This window comes from Thiomonas sp. X19 (assembly GCF_900089495.1).
Classification (GTDB): Bacteria; Pseudomonadota; Gammaproteobacteria; order Burkholderiales; family Burkholderiaceae_C; genus Thiomonas_A.
Genome location: NZ_LT605203.1, coordinates 3,182,032 through 3,199,988 on the forward strand (window position 1 = coordinate 3,182,032; position 17,957 = coordinate 3,199,988).

Annotated in this window: 16 protein-coding genes, 3 pseudogenes and 1 other annotated feature; of the genes and pseudogenes, 12 read left to right on the forward strand and 7 right to left on the reverse strand. The window is 66.2% G+C overall.

Going from position 1 to position 17,957, the window contains the following annotated elements:
- Positions 1-52: 52 nt before the first annotated feature.
- Both THIX_RS15360 and galU read left to right on the forward strand, forming a co-directional pair.
- Complete coding sequence (locus THIX_RS15360) at positions 53-3,073, forward strand: valine--tRNA ligase (RefSeq protein ID WP_112486883.1); 3,021 nt, start codon at positions 53-55, stop codon at positions 3,071-3,073.
- Positions 3,074-3,180: 107 nt separating this feature from the next.
- The gene (gene galU, locus THIX_RS15365; RefSeq protein WP_112486884.1) at positions 3,181-4,053 is read left to right on the forward strand and encodes a UTP--glucose-1-phosphate uridylyltransferase GalU; all 873 of its coding nucleotides are present in this window, start codon (positions 3,181-3,183) and stop codon (positions 4,051-4,053) included.
- A 30-nt stretch (positions 4,054-4,083) separates the two neighbouring features.
- Here the strand turns inward: galU and THIX_RS15370 are convergent, their stop codons facing one another.
- Positions 4,084-4,332, reverse strand: coding sequence for a sulfurtransferase TusA family protein (locus THIX_RS15370; protein ID WP_199195312.1), 249 nt, complete (start codon positions 4,330-4,332; stop codon positions 4,084-4,086).
- A 108-nt stretch (positions 4,333-4,440) separates the two neighbouring features.
- On the opposite strand from THIX_RS15370, the gene mbfA reads away from it, so the two are divergent.
- The 5 genes and pseudogenes from mbfA (at position 4,441) to THIX_RS15395 (ending at position 8,113) form a co-directional block, all read left to right on the forward strand.
- Complete coding sequence (gene mbfA / locus THIX_RS15375) at positions 4,441-5,451, forward strand: iron exporter MbfA (RefSeq protein WP_112486885.1); 1,011 nt, start codon at positions 4,441-4,443, stop codon at positions 5,449-5,451.
- Positions 5,452-5,512: 61 nt separating this feature from the next.
- Positions 5,513-5,866, forward strand: coding sequence for a helix-turn-helix transcriptional regulator (locus THIX_RS15380; protein ID WP_112486886.1), 354 nt, complete (start codon positions 5,513-5,515; stop codon positions 5,864-5,866).
- Between the two features lie 2 nt (positions 5,867-5,868).
- Positions 5,869-6,030 (forward strand): annotated as a pseudogene (locus THIX_RS15385) (glyoxalase/bleomycin resistance/dioxygenase family protein); the annotation flags it as partial.
- Between the two features lie 119 nt (positions 6,031-6,149).
- Entirely contained in the window at positions 6,150-6,698 is a 549-nt protein-coding gene (locus tag THIX_RS15390; RefSeq protein WP_112486887.1) for an arsenate reductase ArsC, read from the forward strand.
- A 107-nt stretch (positions 6,699-6,805) separates the two neighbouring features.
- Complete coding sequence (locus THIX_RS15395) at positions 6,806-8,113, forward strand: arsenic transporter (RefSeq protein ID WP_112486888.1); 1,308 nt, start codon at positions 6,806-6,808, stop codon at positions 8,111-8,113.
- A gap of 37 nt (positions 8,114-8,150) precedes the next feature.
- Here the strand turns inward: THIX_RS15395 and THIX_RS15400 are convergent, their stop codons facing one another.
- The 3 genes from THIX_RS15400 to THIX_RS15410 all read right to left on the reverse strand — a co-directional run bounded on the left by THIX_RS15400 (position 8,151) and on the right by THIX_RS15410 (position 10,964).
- Positions 8,151-9,251 (reverse strand): DMT family transporter, encoded by a 1,101-nt coding sequence (locus THIX_RS15400; protein WP_112486889.1) that lies wholly within the window; start codon positions 9,249-9,251, stop codon positions 8,151-8,153.
- A gap of 47 nt (positions 9,252-9,298) precedes the next feature.
- A complete protein-coding gene (cysM, locus tag THIX_RS15405; protein ID WP_112486890.1) occupies positions 9,299-10,201 on the reverse strand; it encodes a cysteine synthase CysM in 903 nt (300 codons plus the stop codon).
- Positions 10,202-10,451: 250 nt separating this feature from the next.
- Entirely contained in the window at positions 10,452-10,964 is a 513-nt protein-coding gene (locus THIX_RS15410; protein ID WP_112486891.1) for an SLC13 family permease, read from the reverse strand.
- Positions 10,965-11,030: 66 nt separating this feature from the next.
- Here THIX_RS15410 and THIX_RS15415 point away from each other — a divergent pair.
- The 5 genes and pseudogenes from THIX_RS15415 to THIX_RS15435 form a co-directional block, all read left to right on the forward strand.
- Positions 11,031-12,121: pseudogene (locus THIX_RS15415) on the forward strand (IS3 family transposase); the annotation flags it as partial.
- Positions 11,309-11,425: a sequence feature (AL1L pseudoknot), on the forward strand. Its footprint overlaps the pseudogene before it by 117 nt.
- Positions 12,122-12,200: 79 nt before the next feature.
- Complete coding sequence (locus THIX_RS15420) at positions 12,201-12,566, forward strand: transposase (RefSeq protein ID WP_233224471.1); 366 nt, start codon at positions 12,201-12,203, stop codon at positions 12,564-12,566.
- Positions 12,563-12,904, forward strand: a complete 342-nt coding sequence (gene tnpB, locus THIX_RS15425; RefSeq protein ID WP_112485933.1) for an IS66 family insertion sequence element accessory protein TnpB — start codon at positions 12,563-12,565, stop codon at positions 12,902-12,904. The genes THIX_RS15420 and tnpB overlap by 4 nt, the downstream gene beginning before the upstream one ends.
- 104 nt (positions 12,905-13,008) lie before the next feature.
- Positions 13,009-14,604, forward strand: a complete 1,596-nt coding sequence (locus THIX_RS15430) for an IS66 family transposase (RefSeq protein ID WP_112488269.1) — start codon at positions 13,009-13,011, stop codon at positions 14,602-14,604.
- Positions 14,605-14,668: 64 nt separating this feature from the next.
- Positions 14,669-14,818: pseudogene (locus THIX_RS15435) on the forward strand (IS3 family transposase); the annotation flags it as partial.
- Between the two features lie 36 nt (positions 14,819-14,854).
- Here the strand turns inward: THIX_RS15435 and THIX_RS15440 are convergent.
- The 3 genes from THIX_RS15440 to THIX_RS15450 are packed head-to-tail and all read right to left on the reverse strand — an operon-like array spanning position 14,855 to position 17,873.
- Complete coding sequence (locus tag THIX_RS15440) at positions 14,855-15,547, reverse strand: SLC13 family permease (RefSeq protein ID WP_371413010.1); 693 nt, start codon at positions 15,545-15,547, stop codon at positions 14,855-14,857.
- Positions 15,487-16,704 carry a heme biosynthesis HemY N-terminal domain-containing protein gene (locus THIX_RS15445; RefSeq protein ID WP_112486893.1) on the reverse strand — a complete coding sequence of 406 codons (1,218 nt, stop codon included), beginning with the start codon at positions 16,702-16,704 and terminating at the stop codon, positions 15,487-15,489. The genes THIX_RS15440 and THIX_RS15445 overlap by 61 nt, the downstream gene beginning before the upstream one ends.
- The gene (locus THIX_RS15450) at positions 16,704-17,873 is read right to left on the reverse strand and encodes a uroporphyrinogen-III C-methyltransferase (RefSeq protein ID WP_233224588.1); all 1,170 of its coding nucleotides are present in this window, start codon (positions 17,871-17,873) and stop codon (positions 16,704-16,706) included. Before THIX_RS15450 ends, THIX_RS15445 begins: the two co-directional genes overlap by 1 nt.
- Positions 17,874-17,957 lie beyond the last annotated feature (84 nt).

The following is a 17,957-nucleotide window of genomic DNA, read 5'->3' on the forward strand; positions in this document are numbered from 1 at the left end:
ACCTCGCCCGATCAACGCCGACCCGAGCATCCTTACCGTTTGATGGATTCCCATGACTGAACTTGCCAAATCGTTTGAACCGCACGACATCGAAGCGCGCTGGAGCGCGCGCTGGGAGGAACTGGGCATGTTCGCCCCCACGCTGAACGCCGCCAAACCCTCGTTCTGCGTGCAGCTGCCGCCGCCCAATGTGACGGGCACGCTGCACATGGGCCATGCCTTCAACCAGACCGTGATGGACACGCTCACCCGCTACCACCGCATGCTGGGCGACAACACGCTGTGGGTGCCGGGCACCGACCACGCGGGCATTGCCACGCAGATCGTGGTGGAGCGGCAACTGCAGGCGCAGGGCATCAGCCGCCACGACCTGGGGCGTGAGGCCTTCGCGCAAAAAGTGTGGGCATGGAAGCAGGAATCGGGTCACACCATCACCAACCAGATGCGCCGCATGGGCGACTCGGTGAGCTGGGAGCACGAGTACTTCACCATGGACGACAAGCTGTCCAGGGCGGTGATGGAGACTTTCGTGCGCCTGTACGAGGAAGGCCTGATCTACCGCGGCAAGCGCCTGGTGAACTGGGATCCGGTGCTCAAGAGCGCGGTGAGTGACCTGGAGGTGGAGAGCGCCGAGGAAGACGGTTTTCTCTGGCACCTGCGCTACCCCCTGGCCGATGGTTCGGACAGCGTGGTGGTGGCCACCACCCGCCCGGAAACCATGCTCGGCGACACGGCAGTGATGGTGCACCCGGACGACACGCGCTACCAGCACCTGATCGGCAGACAGGTCAAGCTGCCCATCACCGGGCGCCTGGTGCCGGTGATTGCCGACAGCTATGTGGACAAGGACTTCGGCACCGGCGTGGTGAAGGTGACGCCAGCGCACGACTTCAACGACTATGCGGTGGGGCAGCGGCATGGGCTGCCGATGATTTCCATCCTGAACCTTGATGCGACGATCATCGATCCGAAAGGAGTCGAAAAGGACAAACCACATTTCATCAGAAACCCTGGCAAGCTCTTCGAAGAAATGATGGAAGAAGTCCTTGGTCAACAAACACTGCAAGACGTTATTGATCAAGAAATTCCACGTAAATATCAAGGTCTCGACCGCTTCGACGCCCGCAAGAAGATCGTCGCCCAGCTCGAAACCGAGGGCTTCCTGGTCGAGGTGAAGAAGCACAGGCTGATGGTGCCGCGCTGCGCCCGCACCGGCCAGATCGTCGAGCCCATGCTCACCGACCAATGGTTCGTCGCCACGACCAAACCCGGCGCGGACGGCAAGAGCATTGCGCAGAAGGCCATCGACGCGGTGGCCGGCGGCGCGGTCAAGTTCGTGCCCGAGAACTGGGTCAACACCTACAACCAGTGGATGAACAACATCCAGGACTGGTGCATCTCGCGCCAGCTCTGGTGGGGCCACCAGATTCCGGCCTGGTACGGCGAAGGCGGCGAACTGTTCGTCGCCCGCAGCGAAGAAGAAGCCCGCGCCAAGGCGCAGGCTGCGGGCTACACCGGCGCGCTCAAGCGTGACGAGGACGTGCTCGACACCTGGTATTCCTCCGCGCTGGTGCCCTTCTCCACCATGGGCTGGCCGGAGCCCACGCGCGAGATGGACTTGTTCCTGCCATCGAGCGTGCTGGTCACGGGCTTCGACATCATCTTTTTCTGGGTGGCGCGCATGATCATGATGACCACCCACTTCACCGGCAAGGTGCCGTTCAGGCATGTCTACATCCACGGCCTGGTGCTGGACGCGCACGGCAAGAAGATGAGCAAGAGCGAAGGCAACGTGCTCGACCCCGTGGACCTGATCGACGGCATCGATCTGCCCGCCCTGCTCGACAAGCGCAGCAGCGGCCTGCGCCGCCCTGAAACCGCGCCCGCCGTGCGCAAGGCCACCGAGAAAGAATTCCCCGAGGGCATTCCGGCCTACGGCGCGGACGCGCTGCGCTTCACCTTCGCCTCGATGGCCACGCTGGGCCGCAACATCAACTTCGACACCAAGCGCTGCGAGGGTTATCGCAACTTCTGCAACAAGCTGTGGAACGCAACGCGCTTCGTGTTGATGCAAGTCGATGGCCTGAGTGGCTTCGATCGTGGGATGGACCAATGCAATGACGGCAACGACCCCCACGCTCGCGATGGCTCGCTGCCCCCCGAGGAGGCCATCGCCGCCTTGGGACGGCCCGGCGACGGCGACTGCGGCCCCGAAGGCTCTATGCACTTCAGCGCGGCCGACCGCTGGATCGCCTCGCTGCTTCAGCGCACTGAGCAGCAGGTGGCGCAAGGCTTTGCCGACTACCGCCTGGACTTCGCTGCACAGGCCATCTACCAATTCGTGTGGGACGAGTTCTGCGACTGGTATCTGGAAATCGCCAAGACCCAGATCGCTACCGGCACGCCCGCGCAGCAACGCGCCGCGCGCCGCACCCTGGTGCGCACGCTGGAAACCGTGCTGCGCCTGGCCCACCCCATCATGCCCTTCATCACCGAAGAACTGTGGCAGACGGTGGGCCCGCTGGCCGGGCGCCGTGGCGCCAGCTTGAGCGTGGCACCGTATCCGCAGGCGCAGCCGGGCAAAATTGACGCAGCAGCGGAAGCCGAGATTGCCGCTTTCAAACAACTGGTCGACGCCTGCCGCAATCTGCGCGGCGAACTCGGCGTGTCGCCCGCACAGCGCCTGCCGCTGCTGGCCTGCGGCGACGTGGCGCTGATCGAGCGCCACCGCCCTGCTCTGCAGGCGCTCGCCAAGTTGGCGGAAGTAAGGGTGTTTGCCGATGAAGCAGCATGGAAAGCGGCCACGCAGTCGGCGCCAACAAGCGCCTTGGGCGCGACGCAGTTTGCCCTGTTCGTCGAAGTGGACGTGGCTGCCGAGCGCGATCGCCTGGGCAAGGAAGTGCTGCGCCTGCAAGGCGAAATCGCCAAGGCGCAAGGCAAGCTGGGCAATGCCAGTTTCGTCAACCGCGCCCCACCCGCCGTGGTGGCGCAGGAACGCCAGCGCATGGCCGATTTCCATACCCTGCTCGCCAAAGTGCAGGAACAACTCGACCGCCTGCAGGTTGCCGCCTGAGCCGGCGAGGCTGCTCTCACGTCGACGCAAAGCAGCCAGCATTCCGGGGGTTCGATTTGTCGCATGCCGCCGCTATGCTGCAGTGATCCACAACCTTCTGTCCGACCATGCCACCCGTCATCACCAAAGCCGTCTTCCCCGTCGCCGGTCTCGGCACCCGCTTCCTGCCCGCCACCAAGGCCACGCCGAAGGAAATGATGCCGGTGGTCGACAAGCCGCTGATTCAGTACGCGGTGGAAGAGGCTTACGCCGCCGGCATCACCGAAATGATTTTCGTCACCGGCCGCCACAAGCGCGCCATTGAAGACCATTTCGACACCGCCTACGAACTGGAACACGAGCTTGAAGCCGCTGGCAAGGCTGCCATGCTGGAGGTCGTGCGCAGCGTCAAGCCGGCGGAAGTGCAATGCGTGTTCGTGCGCCAAGCAGTGGCCAATGGCCTGGGCGCGGCGGTGTTGTGCGCCGAGCGGCTGGTGGGCGATGAGCCTTTCGCCGTCATCCTGGCGGACGATTTGCTGGTGGGCACGCCGCCGGTGATGGCGCAGATGGTGGAGATTCACGGCCGCCATGGCCGCAGCGTGATTGCCACCGAAGACGTGCCGCGCGAGCACACGCGGCGCTACGGCATCGTCAGTGGGCAGGAGATCACGCCCGGCCTGACCTCGCTCACCGGCATTGTCGAAAAACCGGCGCCCGAGGTGGCTCCAAGCACCCAGGCGGTGGTTGGCCGCTACATCCTCAGTGCCCGGGTGTTTCATCACCTGCGCAACGGCAAACCCGGCGCCGGTGGCGAAATCCAGCTCACCGACGGCATCGCCGCGCTGCTGGCGGAGGAGGCGGTGTACGCCTACCGCTACCAAGGCCGCCGCTTCGACTGCGGCAGCAAACAGGGATACTTGGAGGCTACGGTGCAACTCGGCCTGGCCCACGCGGAAACCGGGGCAGCGTTCGCCGAATACCTCAAGGGACTGAAGCTCTGAGCTGAGCCGGGCTGGCTCGCGGCCGACCTTTCAGCGCCGGCGCATCACATGCGCGATGGAATCGGATTCCTGCCTCTGTTCCACCAGTTCGTTGCCGGTCTGCCGGGCAAAGGCCTGGAAGTCGCGCACCGAGCCCGGGTCGGTGGCCAGCACGCGCAGCAACTGCCCGCTTTGCATCCCGGCCAGCGCCTTCTTCGCCTTGAGAATGGGCAACGGGCAGTTCAGGCCGCGCGCATCCACCTCCATGTCCACCTTGTCCACCGCTGCGCTGTCGCTCATGTCGTCCCCTCGTCATGGTTTGTTCAATGGATTGATTTTAAAAGTTCAATCCACCCATGCCGGTTTCGGCGGCACAATGACCCTGTCCCCACCCTCCTTGTGCCGATCATGGGTTTGGCTTCCTGGTTCAACTTTCCGGTGCGCGCCGGTCGTTCCTCGGCCGGGCTGAATTTCACCGCGCTCAACGAGCAGCAGATCCTGAGCCTCGCCATTGCGCTGGAGGAAGACGACGCGCGCATCTACAACACCTACGCCGACACCCTGGCTGCCGACTACCCCGACACCGCGCAGTTGTTCCGCGGCATGGCAGCCGAGGAGGACGGGCATCGCCACCGGCTGATCGAGCTCTACCGCCAGCGCTTCGGCGAACGCATTCTGCTCATCCGGCGGCAGGACGTGCGCGGCTTCATCGAGCGCAAGCCCTTGTGGCTGATGCAGCCGCTGGACCTGGAAACCATACGCGCTCAGGCCGAGTTGATGGAGGCCGATTCGCGGCGCTTCTACGCCCAGGCCGCGCGCCACACCAGCGACGCCGCCATCCGCCAGCTGCTCGGCGATCTGGCCGCCGAGGAAAGCAAGCACGAGTCGAAGGCCGAGACCCTGGGCGACCACTTCATCACGCCCGACACCGTGCACACCGAGCGCGAGACCCAGCGCCGCATGTTCGTGCTGCAGTTCATCCAGCCGGGGCTGGCGGGGCTGATGGACGGCTCGGTCTCCACGCTGGCGCCGCTGTTCGCCGCGGCCTTCGCCACGCACAACACCTGGAACACCTTCCTCGTGGGTCTTGCCGCCGCCATCGGCGCCGGCATCAGCATGGCGTTCGCCGAGGCCTTGTCGGACGATGGCGCCCTCACCGGCCGCGGCAGCCCGGTGCTGCGCGGCGCCGTCACCGGCTTGATGACCACGCTGGGCGGCCTGGGCCACGCCCTGCCTTACCTGATTCCGCACTTCGCCACCGCCACCGCGCTGGCGTTCGCAGTCGTGGCCGTCGAGCTGGTGGTCATTGCCTGGATCCGCAAACGCTATATGGAGGCATCTTTCGCTCTGGCGATTTTGCAGGTGGTGGTCGGCGGGCTGCTGGTGTTCGCTGTCGGCATCCTGATCGGCAGCGCCTAGGGCCGGCAGGTTTTTTCTTCACAGGCTTGACTTCCGCCAATATTTCCATAATCATTGAAATATGGAAACGAACCAAGCTCTCAGCGCATTGGCCGCCCTGGCACAAGACTCGCGCCTGCGGGTGTTCCGCACCCTGGTGCAGGCCGGTCCAGCCGGGCTGGCAGCGGGGCAGATTGCCGACATCACGGGAATCGCGCCCTCCTCGCTGTCGTTCCACCTCAAGGAGTTGAGCCATGCGCAACTGCTCAGCTCGCGGCAGGCTGGGCGCTTCGTCATTTACACCGCGCAGTACGACACCATGAACGCACTGCTGGCTTTTCTCACCGAGAACTGTTGCGGTGGCAACCCCTGCAGCGCCATCGGCGGCACGGTTTGCGCCGTGCCCGCTGCAAGCCCATCTCCACAGGAACTTTGATCATGAAGCGCTTGCATGTTCACGTCAGCGTTCCCGCGCTGGACGACGCCGTCCGCTTTGATTCCACCCTGTTCGCCGCCGAGCCCACGGGGCGCCAGCCCGACTACGCCAAATGGATGCTGGTCGATCCACGGGTGAACTTCGCCATCTCGCAACGCGGCGCCGACTCTGCTGCGGCCCCCTGCTGCGGCGGTGCCGTGGCCGAGAAGACATCCACCGGCTGGCGCTGAGCGTCGCCACCTTCGTGGTCACTTGCGTTTCCCGTCTTCCCGGAAGGCTGCACATGGACAAGGTCTACAACGTGCTGGTGCTGTGCACCGGCAACTCGGCACGCTCCATCCTGGGCGAGGCGCTGATCAACACCCTGGGCAAAGGTCGCTTCCACGCCTTCAGCGCGGGCAGCCATCCGGGTGGCGTGGTCAGCCCCTACGCCATCGAGCAACTGCAAGCCATCGGCTACCCGACTGAGCGCCTGCGCAGCAAAAGCTGGGATGAGTTCGCCGCCCCTGGCGCGCCGGAGATGGACTTCGTCTTCACCGTCTGCGACAAGGCTGCGGGCGAGGTGTGTCCGATCTGGCCGGGGCACCCGATGACGGCCCATTGGGGCTTCGAAGACCCCGCCGCGGTGCAGGGCAGCGACGAGGTCAAGCGCCATGCCTTCGCCCAGGTTTTCCGGCAGATTCGCAGCCGTGTGCAGAGCTTCGTCGCATTGCCGCTGGACAAGCTCGACGCTGCTGTCATCAAGCATGAAATCGTGCAGATCGGCAAGATGCCAGTCCCGCCCTTGGCCCAGCAAGCCGATCAGGGCGCACCGCACGCAACCAGCCGGTAAAGGCGGTTGCAAGCGGTCCACTGCTCGCTGCGAACGGCAGGCCATCGGGCCTGCCGTTTGTTTGCGTTCGCCTCCGTCTTCGATCCACCCGCCCGCACATCCCATCCATGCTCGCCGCCCTGCTGATTTTCAGCGCCACCCTGATCCTGGTCATCTGGCAGCCGCGCGGCCTGGGCATTGGCTGGAGCGCGCTGGGCGGGGCGGCGCTGGCGCTGGCCATGGGGGTGATCCAACTGAGCGACATTCCCGTGGTGTGGCACATCGTCTGGGACGCCACCTTCACCTTCGTCGGCCTCATCATCATCTCGCTCATCCTCGACGAGGCCGGCTTCTTCCACTGGGCGGCGCTGCATGTGGCGCGCTGGGGCGGCGGGCGCGGACGGCTGCTGTTTCCGCTCATCGTGTTGCTGGGCGCGGTCATCGCCGCCTTGTTCGCCAACGACGGCGCGGCGCTCATCCTCACCCCCATCGTGCTGGCCATGCTGCTGGCGCTGGGGTTTTCTCCCCAGGCGGCGCTGGCTTTCGTCATGGCCACGGGCTTCGTCGCCGACACCACCTCGCTGCCGCTGGTGATCTCCAATCTGGTGAACATCGTCAGCGCGGGCTATTTCCAGATTCCCTTCGACCGCTACGCGAGCGTCATGGTGCCTGTGGACATCGTCTCGCTCGCGGCAACCTTGCTCGTGCTGGTCGCGTATTTCCGGCGCGATATTCCGCTGCGGTACGACGTGGCCAAACTCGATGCGCCTGCCAGCGCCATCCGCGATCCGCTGCTGTTCCGCTGGGCGTTTCCGGTGATGGTGGTCCTGCTCACCGCCTATTTCGTCACCGCCGCCTACGACGTGCCGGTGTCCTTCGTCACGGGCATCGCGGCCCTGTTCATGCTGGCGCTGGCCGGGCGTTGGTGGCGCGGCGGGCGTGGCGCGCACATCGACGTGCGTGGCGTGATCAAGCACGCGCCCTGGCAGATCGTGCTGTTCTCGCTCGGCATGTATCTGGTGGTCTATGGCCTGCGCAACGCGGGGTTGACGACGTATCTGGCGCAGGTGCTCGAAGCCTTGGGGCAGCATGGCGTGTTCGCCGCCGCGCTGGGCACCGGCTTCATCAGCGCGGGGCTGTCGGCGGTGATGAACAACATGCCCACGGTGCTCATCGGCGCTCTGGGCATCCACCACGCGCTGGGTTTGAGCGCCCCGGTGCGCGAAGCGATGATTTACGCCAACGTCATCGGCTGCGACCTGGGGCCGAAGTTCACGCCCATCGGCAGCCTGGCCACGCTGCTGTGGCTGCATGTGCTGGCGCGCAAGGGAACCACCATCACTTGGGGCTACTACTTCCGCGTCGGCATGGTGCTCACCGCGCCGGTGCTGGCGGTGACGCTGGCCGCGCTGGCGCTGCGGCTGAGTATGGGTTGATCCAGGCTTTTCACTCCACTTTTTGCGGACACCATGATCAGCCGTGCCGATGCCGGTGATGCGCGTCGGGATAGTGGGCGTGGCCGTGGCTCAACGCCGTGTGACCATGCGAGTGACTATGCCGCGTGCCCGGCGGCAGTGCTGGTTCGTGGATATGGTCGTGATGCCCATCGTCACTCGGGCCGCCATGCACATGGCTGTGGTCATGCGCCAGCGGCTCGTGCATGTGGAGATGGGCATGGCGTTCGCTCACATGCAGCCACACGCCCAGCGCCATCAGGCCCCCGGCCAGCAGCAGCGCGGGGGTCAGTGCTTCGCCCAGCAGAGCCACGGCCAGCACCGCGCCGAAAAATGGCGCCACCGCGAAATACGCTCCGGTGCGCGCCGTGCCCAGATGACGCAGCGCAAGCACGAACAGCACCAGACTCACGCCATAGCTGGCGAAGCCCAGCAACCCTGCCGAGAGCAGAATCGGCAGCGACGGCAACTGCGCGCCGAGGAACAACGCCAGCGCCAGGTTCACGCCCCCGGCCACCAGCCCCTTGCTCATGGCGATGAACCCGGCATCGGCCAGCGCCACCTTGCGCGTCAGATTGTTGTCCAGACCCCAGCCGAGACAGGCACCGAGCACCGCCAAACCCGGCCACAGGCTGGCCCAGTCGAACACGGCACCCTGCCGTGGCCAGCTCAGCGCCGCGCTGCCGGCCACAATCGCCACCATGCCGATGGCGATGCGGCGATCGAAGTTCTCCCGAAACGCGAACCAGGCCAGCAGCGCCGTGAACACACTCTCGGCATTGAGCAGCAGCGACGCCCCAGCCGCCGGCATGCGCGACAAGCCGAACATCAGCAGCACCGGCGCCGCCACCCCACCCGCAGCAATGGCCCCCGCCAGCCAGGGCCATTCCCCAGGCTGCAGCCTGGTAGACAGCATTTCGGCACGGCGTAAACGCCGCAGCGCACGCAGGGTGGCCAAGCCCAAACCCGAACCGAGATACAGCAACGCCGCCAGCATCCACGGATTGGCATCGGCCAACAACAGCTTGGCCAATGGCGTGCTGGCCCCGAAGAGCAACGCAGCCGCCAAGGCCATGCCGACGCCCTGGGTTGGGTGGAGATGATGGTGCGGTTTCTTCATGATTGAAAGCAATGTCGTCGAAGCCACGGACACAGAAAGTGGCGGCCTCACGCCGGAAACACCCCGGTGCTCAGATAGCGGTCGCCGCGGTCGCAGACGATGAACACGATGGTGGCGTTGTCCACTTCGCGGGCGATGCGCAGGGCGACTTCGCAGGCGCCGGCGGCGCTGATGCCGCAGAACAAGCCTTCTTCGCGAGCGAGTTTGCGCGCCATGTTTTCGGCCGCGCTCTGACTGACGTATTCCAGCCGGTCCACGCGTTGCGGCTCGTAGATTTTGGGCAGGTATTCCTGCGGCCATTTGCGAATGCCGGGAATGCGCGAACCTTCCTCGGGCTGGGCGCCGATGATCTGCACGACCTCGTTCTGGGCCTTGAGATAGCGCGACACGCCGGTGATGGTGCCGGTGGTGCCCATGGCGCTGACGAAATGGGTGACGCGGCCTTCGGTGTCGCGCCAGATTTCGGGGCCGGTGGTCTCGAAATGAATGCGCGGGTTGTCGGCGTTGGCGAACTGGTCGAGCATCAGGCCTTTGCCGTCGCGCTGCATCTGCTCGGCCAGATCGCGGGCGTATTCCATGCCGCCAGCCTTGGGGGTGAGGATGAGTTCGGCGCCATAGGCCTTCATGGTCTGGGCGCGTTCGATGCTCAGGTCTTCGGGCATGACGAGGATCATGCGGTAGCCGAGGATGGCGGCGGCCATGGCCAGGGCAATGCCGGTGTTGCCGGAGGTGGCCTCGATCAGCACGTCGCCAGGCTTGATCTGGCCGCGCTCCTGCGCCCGTCGAATCATCGACAGCGCCGGGCGGTCTTTCACCGAGCCTGCGGGGTTGTTGCCTTCGAGCTTGCCGAGAATGACGTTGCCACGCCGCGCGTTGTCCGCGCCGGGGATGCGTTGCAGTTGCACCAGGGGGGTGTTGCCGATGGTTTGTTCGAGGGTGGGATAGGGCATGACGTCTCCGGATGGCCTGCACCGGGCCAGCCCGGCGTGGCGGCGCACTCCCGAGGGATGCGGCAGCGTGGTTGTGCTGGGGCCAAGTCCAATGCAAAGCAGCATTCTGGCATGCGCCTGTTGTCTGCGTCGGCTGCATCGACCAACGATATCGATCGGCTGCGCATGCCGACTGGGCACAGCTGCTGGACACGCGGCCCTGGCGCCTCAAGCCACGTCATGCCGCAGCCCGCCGATGCGGGTCGGCCCATCAGGCCAGCACACGCTGCGCCAGCCAGACCAGTGGCGCGCAAACCAGCAGGAATGGGACGCTGATACGGTGGAATGCTCCGAGAGCGCCACGGCTGCCTTCCAGGCGCAGTGCAATCAGGTTGGCCAGCGAACCGATGCCCAGGCCAAAGCCGCCGACATTCACCGCCACGGCCAGCGCGGTGTAGTCCGTGGTGTAGTGCGACAGCAGCACGGCGGTGGGGACGTTGCTGATGAACTGCGACAGCAGCGTGCCGCCCAGAAACATCACCCAGGCCTGTTTCCAGTCCAGCGTCTGCACCAGTGCTTGCACCGGAGGCCATTGCGCCAAATGCCCCAGCCCCAGGAACATGGCCGCGAACGTTGCCAGCAGCAGCCAGTCCACCTGCTTCAGCACGTCGCGGTCGGTCAGCACGAAAACGGCCAGCACCAATCCGCAAGCCAGCGATGCGCGCCCCTCTTGGAGCAAAACCACCGTGGCTGCAAGCAGTAAACCCGCGACCACGCCAAGCATGGGGCGCTTGGGCGCGTGAACCGCCCCGGTTTTTGAGGAGGCTCCAACCTTGAAGAGAATGGAGCCATGAACAAGTCAAACAAGTTTTCCCCTGAAGTCCGCGAGCGCGCCGTGCGGATGGTGCAGGAGCACCGCGGTGAGTACCCCTCGCTGTGGGCCGCTGTGGAGTCGATTGCCCCCAAGATCGGCTGCTCGGCGCACACCCTGCTGGAGTGGGTCAGACGCGACGAGGTCGATGCAGGCACGCGCCCAGGCGTGACCTCGGCAGAAGCGCAGCGGGTCAAGGATCTGGAGCGCGAGGTCAAGGAATTGCGCCGGGCCAACGAGATCCTCAAGCTGGCCAGCGCGTTTTTCGCCCAGGCGGAGCTCGACCGCCGACTCAAGAGCTGAAGGCATTTGTTGATCAATATCGTGACCGCTTCGGGGTCGAGCCGATCTGCAAGGTCTTGCAGATCGCCCCAAGCGGTTACCGCCTGCATGCGGCCCGGCAGCGCCATCCTGAGTTGCTGCCGGCACGCACCCAGCGCGATCAGCGGCTGATCCCCCACATCCAACAGGTCTGGCAAGCGAACATGCAGGTCTATGGCGTTGACAAGGTCTGGAAGCAAATGCACCGCGAGGGTGTGGTGGTGGCGCGCTGCACGGTGGAGCGGCTGATGCGCAGGCTCGGATTGCAGGGCACCAGGCGCGGCAAGGTCGTGCGCACCACGATCCCTGACGCCAAGGCGCTGTGTCCGCTGGACCACGTCCACAGGGTCTTCAAGGCTGCGCGGCCCAATGCCCTTTGGGTGTCCGACTTCACCTACGTGTCCACCTGGCAGGGCTGGCTGTACGTGGCGTTCGTCATCGACGTCTTCGCCCGGCGCATCGTCGGCTGGCGGGTGAGCAGTTCCATGCGCACGGACTTTGTGCTCGACGCGCTGGAGCAGGCGCTCTATGCCCGCCAACCCGAGCGGGACGATGCCTTGATCCATCACTCAGACAGAGGTTCGCAATATGTCAGCATTCGCTACACCGAGCGGCTGGCTGAAGCTGGGATTGAGCCTTCTGTAGGCAGCAAGGGCGACTCCTATGACAACGCCCTGGCCGAGACGATCAACGGGCTGTATAAGACCGAGCTGATCCATCGCCGTGCCCCCTGGAAGACCAAAGAATCGTAAGCGGCTAGCCGTTCCACCTTGAACAGCGGATGGATAGCGGCCAACATGGTGTCCACGTATGTCTGAGGTGGACGCCATGCAAATCAAGAGTGCGCCGCGGCGGCGCCACGCCGCTGAACTCAAGGCCAGGGTGCTTGCCGCGTGCGGCGAGCCCGGCGCCTCGGTGGCGGCCATTGCGCGCGCCTACGACCTCAACGCCAACCTCGTGCGCAAGTGGCGCCGTGGCGTAGCGCCAGCGGCCCGGCCGCCGGCATCACCCAGCAGCGCAGGCCACGGCGCAGGCGAGTTCATCGCGCTGGCTTTGCCAAGTCGTGAGGCCGTCCCAACAGCGCTGGCAGACATCCGCATCGAACTGCGCCGGGGTGCCACGAGCGTTGCCGTGAGCTGGCCCCTGGCGGCTGCCGATCAGTGCGCGGCGTGGCTTCGCGGTTGGCTACGATGATCCGCATCGATCAACTGTGGCTGGCCGTTGAGCCGCTGGACATGCGCGCCGGCACCGAGCGTTTGCTCGCCCGCGTGGTGCAAGTGTTCGGCTCGGCCCAGGCCCATCACGGCTACCTGTTCGCCAACGCACGCGCCACCCGCATCAAGCTGCTCGTGCATGACGGCTTCGGCGTGTGGTGTGCGGCGCGGCGCTTGAACGACGGCCGTTTCGTGTGGCCGCGCGAGGTTCCCACCGCGGCCGCGCCGATGACCTTGACGCAGCTGCAATTTGACGCCTTGGTGCTCGGATTGCCCTGGCAGCGGCTGGAGCAAATGCGGGTGATCACACGCATGTGATGGCGGCTGATCGCACGGATGGGATTGGACATTGAGAAGCAGCGCGGCGGCTATTCGGACATGTCCGAATAGCCGCGCCAATGCTGGCTTTGCACAAGACGCGCATGCTCAATGTGCACGAACTCAAAGCCCAGGACCTGTATGGTCTGAGCCCCGTCGCGCTGACCGAAATCGCGGAGCAAATGCTCCAGCACATCGACGAGCAAAGCCGGCACATTGCAGCCCAAGCGCAGGACATCAAGTTCCGTGACGCCAAGATCGAGCGCATCACGTTCGAGCTGGCGCGCCTGAAGGCGTGGAAGTTCGCGGCCAAGACTGAAGCCATGAACGCCGAGCAGCGCCAACTCTTCGAGGAGACACTCGCCGCCGACGAGGCCAGCCTCGAGGCACAGCTCGAAGCGCTGCAGGCGCAGGCTGGCGCGCAGCCCGATGTGGTGCCACAAGAACCGCGACGCCGCCCCAAGCGGCAGGCCCTACCCGAACACTTGGTGCGTGTCGAACATCAGCACGAGCCCGAGGACACCACCTGCCCATCTCCGGATTGCGGCCAGCCGATGGTGCGCGTGGGCGAAGACGTGAGCGAGCGCCTGGACATCGTGCCGGCGCAGTTCTTCGTGCACCGCCACATCCGTGGCAAGTGGGCCTGCCGCTGCTGCGAGCTGCTGGTGCAAGAGCCGGTGGCGCCGCAGATCATCGACAGCGGCATGCCCGCCGCCGGCCTGATGGCGCACACCCTGGTCAGCCGCTTCGTCGACCACCTGCCGTACTACCGCCAGGAGCAGATCAACGCCCGCTCAGGCGTGCACACGCCGCGCTCGACGCTGGCGGCATGGTCCGGGCGCGGTGGCGCCGCATTGCAGCCGCTGTTCGACGCGCAGCGCGAGTTCGTGCTCGGTGCGCAGGTGCTGCACGCCGACGAGACGCCGGTGAACATGCTCGACCCTGGGGCGGGCAAGACGAGACGAGCCTACGTCTGGGCCTACGCGCGCAGCGGCTTCGATGCGTTGCCGGGCGTGGCCTATGACTTCTGCGTCGGGCGCGGTGCCAAGTACCCGATGGCCTTCTTGCAAGGCTGGTCGGGCACGCTGGTGCGCGACGAGTTCAAGGGCTACGAGAGCGTGCTCAAGCCCGATGGGAGGACGGCGGCCGGCTGTCTTGCCCACGCCAGGCGCAAGTTCGACGAGCTGATCAAGGTCAACCAGAGCCCGGTGGCTACGCAGGCGTTGCAGCGCATCGCCTGGCTCTACCGCATCGAGCGCGAGGCGCGGGACTTGACCGAAGAAGAACGGCTTGCCATGCGGCAAGCCCGCTCGAAACCACTGTGGGAGGAATTGCACGTCTGGCTGCGGCTGGAGCGAACGCATGTGCCCGAGGGCAGCGCGATCGCCGGCGCCATCGACTACAGCCTCAACGCCTGGACAGCGTTGACGGCCAACCTGAACGACGGCATGGTGCAGGTCGACAACAACCACATCGAGAACCTGATGCGGCCCTGGGCAATGGGACGCAAGGCGTGGCTGTTCGCCGGCAGTGAACTGGCGGGCCAGCGCGCCGCCGTCGTGATGAGTCTGGTGCAATCGGCCAAGCTCAATGGGCATGATCCGTGGGCCTACCTCAAGGACGTTCTGACGCGGCTGCCCACACACATGAACAGCCGCATCGAGGAGCTGCTGCCGCATCGCTGGCAGCCAATGGGCTGAGGTCGTCGCCGACCTGCGCGCACGCTGCGGTCAACTCGTCAAGGTGGGGTGGCTAGCCGCTTACAAAGAATCGGTGGAGCTGGCGACCCTGGAATGGGTAGCTTGGTTCAACAACCACAGACTGATGGAACCCCTGGGCTATATCCCGCCGGCAGAAGCTGAGGCAAACTACTGGCGGCAGCAAGCCAGTCAGGCCACCACGGTGGCGGCCTGACTTAGACCAACTGGCCTCCACGGAACCCGGGGCGGTTCACGCGGGGTCGCGCGCAGACGCCGAAGTGGGCGGCGCGCCGCTTTCATCCAGCCGCAAGGCCCGGGCGGGGAATGCAAACCAGGTCAGGGCCAGCAGCATGGCCGTCATCACCAGGAAGGCGGGAGTCATGGCAGCGAGGAACTCGACCATCGACAAGCCCGAGCGCTGCCACAGCAGCAGGTTCTGCGGATTGCCGATGGGGCTGAGCGTGGAGCCGGCATTGACCGCGAGCGCCTCGAAGATCACCAGCCTGAGCACCGGGATCTCGGCTTCGGCACCGAACGCCACGGTGAGGGGGACGACCAGGAACAGGCTGACGTCATTGGTCAGCAGCATCGACAGCATTGCGGCGGCGCTCACCAGCAACAGCGCCAGTCCGCGCAGGGTGCGCATGCGCCGGGTCAAGGCCTGCGCCGCCTGCTGAACGTAGCCGCTGCGGCGTATCCCCTCGATGCTGACGAGCAAGGCCACCAGCCCCAGCAGGGTGGGCAGATCGAGCCAGCCGCGGTAATGGTCCCAGGAGCGCGGATCAACCACGCCGAGCGCCAGCGCGAGCAGGCCGAAAATGAGCAGCAGGCGCTCCTGATAGCAGAGCGGCGAACCAGCGCCGGACCTGAGCCCGCAGCACCTCAGGCGCCGCTGTTCGCGGCGGAGTCGTCGCTGGTGAGGTCCATCGCCGCCAGTCGCCAGTGCCGCCCGGCCTGGTCTTCGCGCTCGATGCGCTCCTGCAAACGTGCCAAGGCTGCGTGGATGGCCCCGCGCAGGCGGCGCTCGTCAGGCTGGCACAGCTCCAGCGCCTTGTGCAGATACTGCTGCGCCTTGCCCCACAACTCCAGCTCGGCGCAGGCGCGCGCTGCAAGGAACAAGGCCTGCGCTTCCTGCGGCCAGCGGTCGACCCAGGCTTCGGCCTGGGCCACGAAATTGGCGTCGATGCCGCCGAGCATGCCGCGCAGCGCGGGCATCAGCGCGGCCGGTTCAGCGCCGGGTGCGCGCAGGGCCTCGACCAGCAGGGCGCGAGCCTGCTGCGCCTGGCCGGCGGCGAACAGACCGCGAGCGCCTGCCACGGCAATCTGAGGATCGCGCCGCAAGGCCGGGTCGAAGGACTTCCACAGGACTTCCAGAGACTCGGCGTCGTGGTTGGCCTGGCGGATGAGGCCGAGCGCCGCGCCGTGAATCATGGCCTGGGCCGCCGCAGGGTGCAGCCCATGATGCTTGCGCAGTGTGGTAGCCAGGCGCAAGACTTCGGCGTGATCGTGCAGCGCACGCGCGGCCGACAGGGCAAGGCGCATGGTCTGGGTACGGCGCTGCATGCCGCTGGAGAGTCTGCGCAAGGCCAACTGCGCGGCTTGCGCGTCGCGCGCTTCGATCTGCCAGTCCGCCTGCATCAAGGTGCCGGTCTCACGCGCCGGGGCGGGCAAGGCTTGCAGATAGGCATCGCGCCGCTCGTAGGCCTGCATCGCCTGCGCCGCCTGCGCCGCGGTCAGCAGCGCACCGGGCTTGAAGGCATCCACTTCCGAAGCCTTGCCGGCCGCCCGCTCGGCGCGGCGAAAGCGCCCACCCAGCAGATGCATGATGGACTCGTGCAGCGCTGCGGCCGCCACCTGCATGCGCCGGCGCGAGCGAAACAGGGCCGCAGCGCGCGGCAGGCCGAGCAAGAGGCTGAAGGCGCGGATGGCGATGTAGAACAGCACGAAGCCGAGCAGCAGCAAGAGCACGGCAAGGTTGAGCGACAGGTCGATGCGGTATGGCGGCAGCAAGATGGCGACATTGCCGGGCCTGCCGCTGGCCGCCATGGCCAGCAGCGCCGCAGCCAGCGCCAGTGCGACGACCCAGGCGAGCCAGCGCATCAGTTGCTCCCCAAGCCGAGCGTGGCCAGCACCGCGAGCGATTGCAGGTTGGTGGCGGGCTGGGCGGCAAGGTCGATCTGCCCCGCCTGCCGCGCCAGGGCCATGGCGGTTTGGGTGCGCGGCTGGCGCTCGTTGAAGCTGGCACGCAGCGCCTGCTCGATGCGGCGCATATCGGCCTTGTAGCCCGAGGCGTTGCGCGACAGCAGGTCGAGCCGGGCGTTGAGCACCTGCAGCTTGAGGTTCTCACGCAGGTAATCGGTCTGCGTCGGCGCCATGAGCAGCGCATTGGGTCGATCCACCTTGGTGATGCTGACGAGCTGGCGCACCTGCTCCCACGCGACATGCGCCCAGCGCCCCAGCCACGGCGCCCAGCCCGGGCCTTGCGCGCTGCGCCCGGCGTTCGTCGAGGCCTCCTCCGATGCCGTCCCTTCCAGCGGCGCAGCCGAAGACAAGGGCTGGAGCTGGTCCACCAGGGCTGCAAGCGCATCCAGGCGCTGCGCGGCGGCGGGGATATCGGGCGCGACACTGCTCTTGAGCCGGCTCAGGTCTTGTTGCACGGCGCGCAACACCAGGGCGGCGCGCGGGTTGTTGGCGCGCTTGAGTCGCGCGACGGACGACTCCAGCGTGCTCACCAGCGGGCTCAGGCTGCCGGTGAGTTCGGCCTGCTGCTGTGCCAGCGCGATGAGTTCGGCGGTCTGGCCGAGGAAGGCATCGTCGCGGCTCTTGGCGAAGTCCTGGTAGAGCTGCTGCAGAGCCTGGCGCTGAGCCGCCAGGTCTTGTTCGCGCGACTCCAGCACGGCCACTCTGGCCATCAATTCGCGCGAGGCCTCGGCCGACTGCTTGGCAATCGTGCGCGCCTCGATGGACGTGGTGTCGGTGTTCTGCAGGCGGCGCGCAATTTCGGCCTGCGTGGCATAAAGCCGGCCATCGAGCCACCAGGCCACCACCGCCACCAACAGGAGCAGGGCGACGATGGCCAGCCACACCAGGCGCAGGCCGTGCGCGGCGGCGGGAGGCTGCCCGGGCCATCCGGCGGGCGGCAAGCTTGGCGCGATCGGCGCCTCAGGGGGCGGCGTGCCCGCGAGCGTCGCAGGCTCGCCGGCATTGGAGCCCATGGGCTCGGAGGGCGCCGCAACGCCTGCGGCTTGAGGTGGAATCGGCTCGGACATGCGGCTGATTCTAGGCAAGCTTGAAGTCCGTCTGAAGCCGAGGCCCGGCCCGGCTCATCCCACGGCCCGAAACCGAATGGCCAA

Excerpts from the sequence above, each read along its gene's own strand:
- THIX_RS15445 (WP_112486893.1), bottom strand. The coding sequence starts at position 16,704 with ATGCGCTGGCTCGCCTGGGTCGTCGCACTGGCGCTGGCTGCGGCGCTG.
- THIX_RS15410 (WP_112486891.1), bottom strand. The coding sequence starts at position 10,964 with ATGCTTGGCGTGGTCGCGGGTTTACTGCTTGCAGCCACGGTGGTTTTG.
- THIX_RS15430 (WP_112488269.1), top strand. The coding sequence starts at position 13,009 with ATGCTCAATGTGCACGAACTCAAAGCCCAGGACCTGTATGGTCTGAGC.
- THIX_RS15360 (WP_112486883.1), top strand. The coding sequence starts at position 53 with ATGACTGAACTTGCCAAATCGTTTGAACCGCACGACATCGAAGCGCGC.
- THIX_RS15420 (WP_233224471.1), top strand. The coding sequence starts at position 12,201 with ATGCAAATCAAGAGTGCGCCGCGGCGGCGCCACGCCGCTGAACTCAAG.
- cysM (WP_112486890.1), bottom strand. The coding sequence starts at position 10,201 with ATGCCCTATCCCACCCTCGAACAAACCATCGGCAACACCCCCCTGGTG.
- THIX_RS15400 (WP_112486889.1), bottom strand. The coding sequence starts at position 9,251 with ATGAAGAAACCGCACCATCATCTCCACCCAACCCAGGGCGTCGGCATG.
- THIX_RS15395 (WP_112486888.1), top strand. The coding sequence starts at position 6,806 with ATGCTCGCCGCCCTGCTGATTTTCAGCGCCACCCTGATCCTGGTCATC.
- THIX_RS15450 (WP_233224588.1), bottom strand. The coding sequence starts at position 17,873 with ATGTCCGAGCCGATTCCACCTCAAGCCGCAGGCGTTGCGGCGCCCTCC.
- tnpB (WP_112485933.1), top strand. The coding sequence starts at position 12,563 with ATGATCCGCATCGATCAACTGTGGCTGGCCGTTGAGCCGCTGGACATG.
- THIX_RS15370 (WP_199195312.1), bottom strand. The coding sequence starts at position 4,332 with ATGAGCGACAGCGCAGCGGTGGACAAGGTGGACATGGAGGTGGATGCG.
- THIX_RS15390 (WP_112486887.1), top strand. The coding sequence starts at position 6,150 with ATGGACAAGGTCTACAACGTGCTGGTGCTGTGCACCGGCAACTCGGCA.
- mbfA (WP_112486885.1), top strand. The coding sequence starts at position 4,441 with ATGGGTTTGGCTTCCTGGTTCAACTTTCCGGTGCGCGCCGGTCGTTCC.
- THIX_RS15380 (WP_112486886.1), top strand. The coding sequence starts at position 5,513 with ATGGAAACGAACCAAGCTCTCAGCGCATTGGCCGCCCTGGCACAAGAC.
- galU (WP_112486884.1), top strand. The coding sequence starts at position 3,181 with ATGCCACCCGTCATCACCAAAGCCGTCTTCCCCGTCGCCGGTCTCGGC.